This window comes from Phenylobacterium sp., assembly GCF_044371015.1.
Classification (GTDB): domain Bacteria; phylum Pseudomonadota; class Alphaproteobacteria; order Caulobacterales; family Caulobacteraceae; genus Phenylobacterium.
Map to the genome: position 1 here is coordinate 1 of NZ_JBILUK010000099.1, position 11,054 is coordinate 11,054.

Sequence of the window (11,054 nt, forward strand, 5' to 3'; positions counted from 1 at the left end):
ATCCTCGACATAGGTTTCACCCCGGATCGCGACGCCCGGCAGGCCCTCCACATAGCTGCGCATGGTGGTTTCCAGCGTCGTCCGCCGGCTGGTCAGGATTGCGAGATCAGCATCGATGGGCTTGGGCGTATAGTTGGCCTTGTGGGCTGGGGTGAGCCCGCCCTCGAAGCCGAGCTCCCGGCAGCCCCCGTCAAGCAGGGCTTTGAGGAGGCCCGGATGTTCGTCGCGGACCAGAGTCCGCAGCCGGGCCAGGAAGGCGTGGCTGTGTCTGAGGTGGCCTACGCCGCGCCGCCGCCAGCTTTCGAACGCCGCATCCGGACCGCCTTCCGGCGGTGGAGGATCGCGCTCCAGGAGGGTGATTTCCCGGCCGGGGCCTGACAAGGCCATGGCGGTCCAGAGCCCCGCCATTCCCGCGCCGATCACCAGCACGCGCTCACTCATCCCAGACTCCTCAACATCGCGGGCGCCCTCTTAGCAGAGCCTCCGATTGACGTCGGGGCCGCTCCTCAACAGATCAGGTCGGCGCGGAGGGCGGCTTCTTCAAGCCCCCGGCTCGAACCCGCGCCAATGCGGCCCGCACGGCGTTCATGTCGGCGCCAGGGATCAGATAGTCGCCGACGATGAAGGCCGGCGTTCCTTCCAGGCCCAGGGCCTGGGCCAGCAGGCGGGTCTCCTGGATCTGCGCCGCAATGCCGGGGCTGCTTGCGGCCCGTCGGACAGCGGCGGGATCAAGGCCCACACGTCGAAGGTGGGCGTCCAGGGCGGCCTCATCCAGTCCACGATCGGCCATCATGGCCTGATGGAGATCGACCCCCTTGGCTTTGACCTGGGGCGTAAGAGCGATCCGGGCGGCGCTATCGGATGCGGCGCCGAAGATCGGAAACTCCTTGAAGACAACCCGGACGTCTGGATTTTCACGCGCGAGCTTGAGAATCTCAGGCGCGACGACCTTGCAGTAGCCGCAACGGTAGTCGAAGAACTGCACCAGGGTGAACGCGCCGTTCGGGTTCACCACAAAGTCGCGCGGATCCCGCTCCAGCTGCTCGCGATAGCGCTCGATATCCGAGGCCCGAGCCCGAGCCTGCTCAAGCATCCGGGTCTGCTGCAGCTTGCCTACGGCCTCTTCGATAACCTCTGGGTGCTCCAGAAGATAGGCGCGCACCTTGGCGCCGAACGCGGCGTCGGGAGCCTGTTGCTGGCAGCCGGCCAAGACGACAGCGGCGGCGAGGAGAAGTGCGGCTTTCATGGGTCTCAAATAGGCGAGAACACGGTGGCGATCACCCCCTGGGTTCACACCTATTGCCGCGCCGGGCGGGTGGACCCTTCGCGGGCCAGTTCCCGCATCTCGTCGCGGGAAGGTTCGGCGACCAGAACGATGTCGGTGGCGCGTCGCCATTCCGGTGTTCCGCGGTCCAGTTTCTCGCGGGCGCGCATGGCAAACACCAAAGCCTGCCGCTTGTCGCCAATGTGGAAATAGAACTCCGCAGTCGCCAGCCGCGCCAACCCATCCTGTCCCAGCTTGTCGTGGGCCTCGGCCAGCATCCGCCAAGCCACCGGGTTGTCACTCTCCTGGGTCAGCGCCTTGTTCAGTTCGGCGACACCCTCCGCGATCTTGGCCTTGTCATCGAGTGCGATCAGCGTCTGACCCAGGTTGATCCTCAGCAACGGCGCATCGGGCATCAGCGCCACGGAACGTCGTTGCGGCGCCTCGGCTTCCGCCGTGCGCGCGAACTCGAACAGGATCTGGCCCTTAAGCTCCCACAGATAAGGGTTTTCCGGCTGCTCGCCCAGCAACGCGTCGATCAGCTTCAGCGCCCGATCAGGCTCCTTCAACTGATAGTAGGCGATGGCTCGCGCGTAACGGGAGGGATAGTCCGTCGCCTTCTCACTATACTTGGTGATGGCCACCTGCGGGTTCAGGAACCCATCCAGCTTGGCCTTCATGACAGCGTGCTCGGCCAGTGCTTCGGGACTGTCCTTCGCCAGGTAGTGAGGCTGTTGTTGCACCTTTCGCCGCAGAGATTCGATCCGGTCCGACGAAATCGGATGGCTCCGGAAATAGGCGAAGCGGCGCGCCTGATCGAACACCTCCTGGTATCGGAAGTTGTCGAAGAACTCGGCCAGGCCGCGTCCAGAGAGGCCGGCGCGGTCGAGCAGCATGGCCCCGGCCTGGTCGGCTCGCGCTTCCTGCTCGCGGCTGTAGCCTAAAGCGCCCAGGGTGCCGAAGTAGCTGGCGCTCCCGGCCAGCCCTGCCGCAGCATCCGGAGCACCGGCCAGGGCGGCGAGCACACCGAGGCCCATGGTCAACAAGAACGGTCGCATCCCGGCCTGGTTCATGTCACCAGATCGAACGCTATGGCCGGCCGCAAGGTGACCGACTTCGTGAGCGATCACGCCTTGCAGTTCGTTCGGGTCATCGGCTTCAAGGATCAGGCCCGTATTGAACCCCATCACACGAGGGCCCGCGAAGGCGTTCAGGTCCTTTGATCCCACGATCAAGATCTCGATCGACTTTGGATCCATGCCGGCGGCCCGAAGGATCGGCTCCGCGTTCTTCGCCAGGATCGCTTCGATTTCGGTATCGCGGATCAGCGACTGAGCCCGCGCCTCGCCGGCCCCGGCAAAGAGCCCAACCGCCATCACCGTGGCGGCCGCCAGTCGGGTCGCACGCCGCAGGGGGGACGCCATCGCTCGTGCTCTCGTCAATACCGACGCCCCCGTCGAACAGAAGCTAACGCGCGAACCGTCAAAGGAAAAGCCGGTTCGCGCACGCTTCCCCCGCTAGCCCCGACGCCACCAGCCTCTTTTGGGCGCCGGCGGCGGGCCCGAGATTTCGGCCGGATCGGGCTCGACCGGCGCCGGCGGCGGCTCGATCGAAACCGGCTCAGGCTCCGCTACGGACGCGATAGGTTCGACCGTCTCAGTCACCGTTGAGGCCGGCGCCTTGCGCGCGCGGCTGCGACGGGCGGGAGCCGGCGGGGTCTCTGGCTCAGCCGCGGCCTCTGGAGCCGCATCCACAACAGGCTCCGTTGCGGCTACGACTTCGACCGGCGACGCCTCCGACGTCGCGACGTCAGGCTCCTCGGCCTGGCGAACCCGGCCGCGGGCGCGGCGGTTGCGGCGCGGCGTCTCTTCCACCGCAGGCAATTCAACCCAGATGTCGGTTTCGACCTGCGAGCCCTTGGCAATCGGCGCGTTCTCTGGCGCACGCGTCGGCGTCGCCTCGGACAGCTTCATGTCCTCGGACGGGTCAAACCAGACGAAGGGATCGTCGCCATAGGGCACCCAGGGGCGCACCCAGGAGAAAGCGTCCTGGGGACGGACGTCATCCCGCGACCGCCGCCCGCCGCGTCGACCGCGACGGCGGCGTCGACTGTCGCGATCTTCGTCATCCGCGCGAGCCGGACGCTCTGCGACGGGTCGATCCGCTTCCGCGCGTTCGGCGCGGGGTTCGTCGTCTCGACGACCACCCCGGCGACGACGCCGGCGACCGCGTCGGCCGCCATCCTCGTCGTCGCGCGCGCCCTCCGAGCGCGGGCCACGGGCGCGCGGCGCGTCATCTTCATCGTCATCCGACTCAGAGACAAAGGCGTCAGGCTCGTCGTCGCCCGGGTCTTCTTCCTCGTCCTCGAACGCTTCGTCTTCCACGTCCTCGAGCTCGTCATCGGAGTGCGGCGCATAGGGCTGAAGAGCCGTGACGGGCGGCGCAGCATGATCCGGGCGCACCTCCATCGAGGTGCGCTCGATGACGTGTTCCGCATGAGACATTTCGTCTTCGATGATCACCGTCACGAACAGGCTGAACGCCTGATTCAGTCGCGCCAGATGAGCCCGCTTCTCATTCAGGATGTAGAGGCCTACAGCGCGCGGCACGCGCAGGGTCACCTCGCCACCACCCTTCAGGGCTTCGATCTCCACGGCGCGCAGCGTGGCGAGCGCGCTAGACTCCACCGAACGCACACGTCCGGTTCCGCCGCAGTGCTCACAGACGTGGGTCGTGCCCTCCAGGACGCCGCTGCGACGACGCTGGCGGCTGATCTCCATCAGGCCGAAGGGGCTGATCCGACCCATCTGCACCCGGGCGCGGTCATCCTTCAGGGCGTCCTTGAGCTTCTTCTCGACCGCCCTGTTGTTCTTCGACTCATCCATGTCGATGAAGTCGATGACGATCAGTCCCGCAAGGTCGCGGAGCCGCAGTTGGCGCGCAGCTTCCTCGGCGGCCTCAAGGTTGGTCTTGAGCGCGGTGGCCTCGATGTTCCGCTCACGCGTGGCGCGGCCGGAGTTCACGTCCACCGCCACAAGGGCCTCGGTCTGGTTGATCACCAGATAGCCGCCCGACCTCAAGGGCACGACCGGCGAATAGATCTGCGCCAGATGATCCTCGACCCGATGCTTCACGAACAGCGGCGTCGGCTCCCGATAGGCCATGACCTTCTTGGCCTGGCTCGGCATCAGCATCCGCATGAATTCGCGGGCTTCCCTGAAGCCGGCCTCGCCCTCCACCCAGACCTCGTCGATGTCCTTGTCGTAGAGGTCGCGAATGGTGCGCTTAACGAGATCCTCTTCCTCGTAGATCAGCGCTGGCGCGATCGAATGCAGCGTGGTGTCGCGAATGTTCTCCCAAAGTCGGAGCAGATAGTCGTAGTCGCGCTTGATCTCGGCCTTGGTGCGCTTGGCGCCGGCGGTGCGCACGATCAGACCCATGCCCTTGGGCACATCGAGACTGGCCACCACGGTCTTCAGGCGTTTGCGATCCGTGATGGTGGTGATCTTGCGACTGATGCCGCCGCCCCGGGCCGTGTTGGGCATCAGGACACCGTAGCGGCCGGCCAACGACAGATAGGTCGTGAGCGCCGCGCCCTTGTTGCCGCGCTCCTCCTTGACGACCTGAACCAGCATGATCTGCCGGCGACGGATCACCTCCTGGATCTTGTAGCGCCGCATCAGGCGGCGGCGACGGCGCTCGACCTCCTCGTCCATGACGTCGTCATCGTCATCGGACCCGGCGCTATCGACATCGTCCTCATCGTCGCCCGTCGACTCCGTGTCCTGGGCGGCGCCACGACGCCCGCGCACCGGGCGCTCGTCTTCGTCATGCTCCTCAGCCTCCTCCGCAAGCAGAGCTTCACGGTCGGCGTGAGGGATCTGGTAGTAGTCGGGGTGGATTTCGTTGAAGGCGAGGAAGCCGTGCCGGTTTCCACCATACTCAATAAAGGCCGCCTGGAGCGAAGGCTCCACGCGCGTCACCTTGGCGAGATAGATGTTTCCTCTTAGCTGCTTGCGGTTCTGGCTCTCGAAATCGAACTCTTCAACGCGGGTTCCGTCGATCACCACCACACGCGTCTCTTCGGCGTGAGCGGCATCGATCAACATGGTCTTGGTCATAGGTCTCTCCGCGGCGCGCGAGGGGCTCTGGGCCCGGGCGCTGCCGGCTTGGGGGACAAGCGCGCGCCAAACCCCGCCGATCGCCGCAAACGGCGATCTGTCCGGCCCTGGGGCCCGCGGTTGTTCGAGCTGCACAGCTCATCGGATGTGTCCTCGACGCGTCCGGATCGGGCGCGGATCGGATGACGCGTCGGAGCCGGAGGTCCGGACAGTCTCGACGCGCGGTGGCTTGTCGCGCAGCCGTCGCGCCCCGGTCCGGAGTCCGCGTCGTCGCACTTGGCGACATTGCAACACCCCGGCGCAAAAGGAAAGCGAAGGCTGAGCAGGTTCCGGCAAGACCCCGTTAAGCCTTTGTCCACGCGCTACGTCTCTATATGGGACAAGGGTTCACGTCGGCTGCGTCGGCGTGGAGCGGCGTGATTTCAGGACGGCTGGATGTTCGGGCGACGGGACCGCGCGGAACGACCGACTCGCTGGACGGCGATCTTCGCTGCAGGCGCGGCCGCGCTCGGCATTGCCGGTGCGCTGGTCACCACCGCCGCTGCTGACGCGGTCGGGCTTCTGAAGGTCCGCCTGGGCGGCGACGCCGTTGAGACCCGCATGGTCGTCGAACTCGACGGCGCGACCACCGCCAAAGTCATCTCGGACGGCGCAGGCCGCGAGGTTGCAATCCTTCTTTCGAGCGTTCGTTCGATTCAGCCCCAGCAGGGCGCAGGTCGAGGCGTGGTTCGCGCCTGGACCGTGGAGAAAGCGTCCGGCGGCGCGCTGCTCCGCATGGACCTGGTCGGTGACGCCAAACTGAAGCGACGCTTTCTGCTGCCACCCGCCGACGGGGTCTCGCACTATCGCTATGTGATTGATGTGGCCGCGGCGCCGGGCGCCGTGATGACCTCCGCACCGGCCACCGTGGCGCCCCGTCTTCGTGGCGCGATTCCGGTCGCGGCCAAGGCGCCGTTGCGTCTCAAACGAGTCGTGGTGATCGATCCGGGACATGGCGGCAAGGATCCGGGCGCCAAGGGCCTCGTGGCCTACGAAAAGGACTTGAACCTGGCGGCGGCGCTCAACCTGGCTGACCAGCTCAATCGCACCGGTCGCTACAAGGTGGTGCTGACCCGCTCGACCGATGTGTTCATTCCCCTGGAGACACGTGTGCGCATAGCGCAGCGCGCCGACGCCGACCTGTTCATATCGATTCACTCGGACTCAGCTCCGGAGACCACGCTCAAGGGCGCCAGCGTCTACACGTTGTCGGATCAAGCCTCGCGCCGCGCCACCCGGTTCGTGAGCCCCAACGACTGGTTCATGAAGGCCAGTCTCACGGGCGACCAGGGCGTTCGGGATATCCTGTTTGACCTGACCCAACGCGCCACGCGCAATCGCTCCGCGATTTTCGCTCAGACCCTTGTCAGCCAGATCGAGGGCAAGGCCCCCCTCCTCCGTGGGAGCCACCGCGACGCCGGCTTCATGGTGCTCCTGGCCCCCGACGTCCCAGCCGTTCTCCTGGAGATGGGCTTCGTGAACAATCCCGAGGACGAAGCGCGCCTGCGTGACCCGAAGGCCCGCGCGACCTTGATGCGCGCCGTGGCCAGGTCGATCGATCTGCACTTCGACGAGCCGGTGCGCGTCGCGGCTCGCTAGGCGGCGCTGTCAGATCCGACCCGCCATGGGCGATGACGGATCGCCAAACATCCGTCGCGCCATCCGTCCCGCCAGGAACGCCTCGCGCCCGGCGATCACCGCATGCCTCATGGCCCGGGCCATGCGGATCGGATCATCCGCCTCCGCGATGGCCGTGTTCATCAGCACGGCGTCGCAGCCCAACTCCATGGCGACTGTGGCGTCCGAAGCGGTGCCGACGCCCGCATCCACCAACACAGGCACCCGGGATTGCTCAATGATCAGGCCCAGGTTCAGCGCGTTCTGGATGCCACGTCCGGACCCGATCGGCGCCGCCGCCGGCATGATCGCCGCCGCACCGGCCTCCTCCAGCTTTTTTGCGTAAACCGGGTCATCCGAGCAGTAGACCATCACCTGGAAGCCGTCGGCGATCAGCAGCTTCAAGGCCCGCAGTGTCTCTTCCATGTCGGGGAGCAGGTGCGGCGTGTTCGACAGCACCTCAAGCTTCACCAGATCCCAACCGCCGGCCTCGCGCGCCAAGCGCAGCGTACGGACCGCGTCCTCGCCGGTGAAACACCCCGCTGTGTTCGGCAGAAAGGTGAACCGATCCGGTTTCACATAATCGACCAGCATCGGCTGGCTCGGGTCTGACAGATTCACCCGCCGAAGCGCCACGGTCACAATTTCCGCGCCTGCGGCCTCGGCCGCCGCAGCGTTCTGGGCGTAGTCCTTGTACTTCCCGGTGCCGACGATCAGGCGCGACCGGAACGTGCGGCCCGCCACTGTCCACACGTCTTCGGGAACCTGCGCGCCGTCCACGTCAGCCGCCTCCAATGAAATGCACGATCTCGATCCGGTCGCCATCGACCAGGGTTGTCCGGGCATAGGCCGAGCGGGGCACGATTTCCAGATTACGTTCCACCGCAACTTTGCGGGCATCCAGCGCCAAGGCGGCCACCAGCCCAGCGACATCGGTCACGCCCTCGAAGGTGCGCAGCTCTCCGTTGAGGATCAATTGCAAAGGACGGCTCCGGTCCCCTTGCTTGTGGCCTCGGCTTTCGAAGGATACAAGGCCTCGGAATCGCGTGGCGGAGCCGAATGCCGAAGCCGATCTATGTGCTGAGCGGCCCGAACCTCAATCTTCTCGGGTCCCGCGAGCCGGACATCTACGGACATCAGACCCTGGACGACGTGAGGGCCTTGTGTGAGGCCCGCGCGGCGGCGCTGGGGCATGCCATCGTTTTCCGTCAGTCCAACCACGAGGGCGAACTGGTCGACTGGATCCAGGAGGCCCGTGAAGCCGCCTGCGCCCTGGTGTTGAACCCCGCCGCCTATGGTCACACCTCCATCGCCATCCTGGATGCGCTGAAGATGCTCAACGTTCCAGTGGTGGAGTGCCACCTGTCCAATCCCGCCGCGCGCGAGAGTTTTCGACGCAAGACCTATGTGTCGCTGGCCGCGACCGGGGTGGTCTCCGGGTTCGGCGCCAATAGCTATGTGCTGGCCGTGGAGGCCGCCGCGGGCCTCGCCCATTCGTCCTGAAGCAACCAAGGACCAAACTCGAAATGCCCCACACCCCCAAGGCGCCCGCCGATCCCTTCGACGCACGCCTGGTCCGTAAGCTGGCCGATATCCTGACCGATACTGGCCTGACCGAGATCGAGGTCGAGCAGGGTGGCCTGAAGATCCGCGTCGCCCGGGCCGCCGCCGCCGTTGTGACCCATTCCGTCGCTGCGGCGCCCGCGCCCGTGGCCGCCGCGCCCGCCCCTGCGCCCGTCGCGGCCATGCCAGCGGCGGCTCCAGGCCCCGCCACGCCCGCCGGCGAGCCCGTCAAGTCGCCCATGGTCGGCACGGTCTATCTGCAACCCAATCCCGGCTCGCCGGCCTTCGCCAAGGTCGGCGACACGGTCGAGGCGGGCCAGACGCTGTTCATCATCGAAGCGATGAAGACCATGAACCCAGTGCCCGCGCCCCGCGCCGGCCGTCTCGTCGATATCGTGGTCGGCGACGGCCAGCCGGTGGAGTTCGGCGAGCCGCTGGCCTTCATCGAGTAGTCTGATGTTCGAGAAAATCCTGATCGCCAACCGGGGCGAGATCGCGCTCCGGGTTCACCGCGCCTGCAAGGAAATGGGCATCTCCACCGTCGCGGTGCACTCCGAGGCCGACGCCAGCGCCATGTGGGTGCGCCTCGCGGACGAGAGCGTCTGCATAGGTCCCGCGCCGGCGGCCAAGAGTTATCTGCACATTCCCGCCATCATCGCGGCCTGTGAGATCACCGGCGCCCAGGCGGTTCACCCCGGCTATGGCTTCCTGTCGGAAAACGCCCGCTTCGCCGAGATCGTGGGCGCGCATGGGTTCACCTTCATCGGGCCCAAGCCGGAGCATATCCGGATTATGGGCGACAAGATCGCCGCCAAGCAGGCGGTGAAGGCGGCTGGGATCCCCGTTGTGCCCGGCTCCGACGGCGCCGTGACCACCGAGGAAGAGGCCATCGCGGCCGCCCACGAGATCGGTTTCCCCGTGTTGATCAAGGCGGCTGCCGGTGGTGGCGGACGTGGCATGAAGGTGGCCAAGTCCGAAGCGGACCTGATCGAGGCCGTCCAGACCGCCCGCTCCGAGGCCAAGGCCGCGTTCGGCGACGACGCGGTCTACATGGAGCGCTATCTCCAGACCCCGCGGCACATCGAACTGCAGGTGATCGCCGACAGCTTTGGCAATGTCTGCCACCTGGGGGAGCGGGACTGCTCGCTGCAGCGCCGCCACCAGAAGGTGCTGGAGGAGGCCCCCTCCCCGGCCATCGACGCCGCCGCCCGCGCCAGGATCGGCAAGGTGGTGGTCGATGCGGTCAAGGCCATCGGCTATCTCGGCGTCGGAACCATCGAGTTCCTCTACGAAAACGGCGAGTTCTTCTTCATCGAGATGAACACCCGTCTGCAGGTGGAGCACCCGGTCACCGAAGCCATCACCGGCATCGATCTGGTGCGCGAACAGATTCGCATCGCCGCCGGCCTGCCGCTCAGCTTCACGCAGGAACAGGTGATCTTCGAGGGCCACGCCATCGAGTGCCGGGTGAACGCCGAGAACCCCAAGACCTTTGTCCCCTCGCCAGGCCTGGTGACCGACTACCACGCTCCCGGCGGCCTCGGCGTCCGCATGGATAGCGCGCTCTACGCCGGGTACTCGATCCCGCCCTACTACGACAGCCTGGTCGGCAAGTTGATCGTACATGGTCGCGACCGGGCCGAGTGTCTGGCTCGCCTCAATCGGTGCCTGGGTGAAATCGTGGTCGGCGGGATAGAGACCAACATTCCGCTGTTCCAGGACCTGATCCAGCAGCCTGACATCCAGTCCGGCGCCTACGATATCCACTGGCTGGAACGCTGGATGGCGGCCGAGGCCGGATAGACCGGGGTCGCATGCCGGGCTTCGGCGTCCAGGACCTGCTCGATTGCTATCGCCGCGGGGTGTTCCCGATGGGCGACGCGCGGGACGACCCATCCACCTTCCTGGTCGACCCCCAGCGGCGGGGCGTCATTCCTCTGGGCGGACTGCGCATCTCCCGCCGGCTCGGGCGGACAGTGCGCGCCGATGTCTTCGACGTGCGGGTCGACACCGCGTTCGATAGGGTGGTCGCGACATGTGCGGAGGCGGCTCCGGACCGGCCGCAGACCTGGATCAACCGCCCGATCGAATGGCTCTATGGTGAACTCTACGCCAGCGGCCATGCCCACAGCGTCGAGTGCTGGAAGGACGAGCAGCTTGTAGGCGGCCTCTATGGCGTCTCTATCGGCGGCGCCTTCTTCGGCGAGAGCATGTTCTCCCGGGCGCGCGACGCCTCGAAGGTGGCGCTCGTGCACTTGGTCGCGCGGCTTGTCGCGGGTGGCTATCGCTTGCTCGACACGCAGTTCCTCACACCGCACCTCGCCAGCCTCGGGGCTGAGGAGATTTCACGGGCCGAGTATCGCCGCCGCTTGCGTCTGGCGTTGGCGGTCGAGGCGGACTTCTATGGGGTCTCAGCCGGAGGCGGCGTGGATTCTGTCGCCTTGGGAGCG

Annotated in this window: 11 protein-coding genes; 5 read left to right on the plus strand and 6 right to left on the minus strand. The window is 66.4% G+C overall.

The annotated features are described in order from the left end of the window. From ACIQ3R_RS09945 to ACIQ3R_RS09960, 4 genes are all read right to left on the minus strand, one after another. On the minus strand, nt 1-441 hold a 441-nt coding region (locus tag ACIQ3R_RS09945), incomplete at its 3' end, for an FAD-dependent oxidoreductase (protein ID WP_397417927.1). Between the two features lie 73 nt (nt 442-514). Next, nucleotides 515-1,246 (minus strand): DsbA family protein, encoded by a 732-nt coding sequence (locus tag ACIQ3R_RS09950; protein ID WP_397417929.1) that lies wholly within the window; start codon nt 1,244-1,246, stop codon nt 515-517. 50 nt (nt 1,247-1,296) lie between these two features. Then, nucleotides 1,297-2,688 (minus strand): M48 family metalloprotease, encoded by a 1,392-nt coding sequence (locus ACIQ3R_RS09955; RefSeq protein ID WP_397417931.1) that lies wholly within the window; start codon nt 2,686-2,688, stop codon nt 1,297-1,299. Nucleotides 2,689-2,781: 93 nt separating this feature from the next. Further along, the gene (locus ACIQ3R_RS09960) at nt 2,782-5,385 is read right to left on the minus strand and encodes a ribonuclease E/G (protein ID WP_397417933.1); all 2,604 of its coding nucleotides are present in this window, start codon (nt 5,383-5,385) and stop codon (nt 2,782-2,784) included. Nucleotides 5,386-5,820: 435 nt separating this feature from the next. Here ACIQ3R_RS09960 and ACIQ3R_RS09965 point away from each other — a divergent pair, with 435 nt between their 5' ends. After that, nucleotides 5,821-7,023 carry an N-acetylmuramoyl-L-alanine amidase gene (locus tag ACIQ3R_RS09965; protein ID WP_397417935.1) on the plus strand — a complete coding sequence of 401 codons (1,203 nt, stop codon included), beginning with the start codon at nt 5,821-5,823 and terminating at the stop codon, nt 7,021-7,023. A 9-nt stretch (nt 7,024-7,032) separates the two neighbouring features. On the opposite strand, the gene ACIQ3R_RS09970 is transcribed toward ACIQ3R_RS09965, so the two are convergent. Next, nucleotides 7,033-7,821 (minus strand): thiazole synthase, encoded by a 789-nt coding sequence (locus ACIQ3R_RS09970; protein ID WP_397417937.1) that lies wholly within the window; start codon nt 7,819-7,821, stop codon nt 7,033-7,035. 1 nt (nt 7,822) lies between these two features. After that, the gene (thiS, locus tag ACIQ3R_RS09975) at nt 7,823-8,023 is read right to left on the minus strand and encodes a sulfur carrier protein ThiS (RefSeq protein WP_397417939.1); all 201 of its coding nucleotides are present in this window, start codon (nt 8,021-8,023) and stop codon (nt 7,823-7,825) included. A gap of 77 nt (nt 8,024-8,100) precedes the next feature. Between thiS and aroQ the strand changes: the two genes are divergently transcribed. From aroQ to aat, 4 genes are all read left to right on the plus strand, one after another. Then, the gene (gene aroQ / locus ACIQ3R_RS09980; RefSeq protein ID WP_397417941.1) at nt 8,101-8,544 is read left to right on the plus strand and encodes a type II 3-dehydroquinate dehydratase; all 444 of its coding nucleotides are present in this window, start codon (nt 8,101-8,103) and stop codon (nt 8,542-8,544) included. 23 nt (nt 8,545-8,567) lie between these two features. Next, entirely contained in the window at nt 8,568-9,056 is a 489-nt protein-coding gene (gene accB, locus ACIQ3R_RS09985) for an acetyl-CoA carboxylase biotin carboxyl carrier protein (protein ID WP_397417943.1), read from the plus strand. 4 nt (nt 9,057-9,060) lie between these two features. After that, the gene (gene accC / locus ACIQ3R_RS09990) at nt 9,061-10,407 is read left to right on the plus strand and encodes an acetyl-CoA carboxylase biotin carboxylase subunit (protein WP_397417945.1); all 1,347 of its coding nucleotides are present in this window, start codon (nt 9,061-9,063) and stop codon (nt 10,405-10,407) included. An 11-nt stretch (nt 10,408-10,418) separates the two neighbouring features. Then, on the plus strand, nt 10,419-11,054 hold a 636-nt coding region (gene aat, locus ACIQ3R_RS09995), incomplete at its 3' end, for a leucyl/phenylalanyl-tRNA--protein transferase (protein ID WP_397417947.1).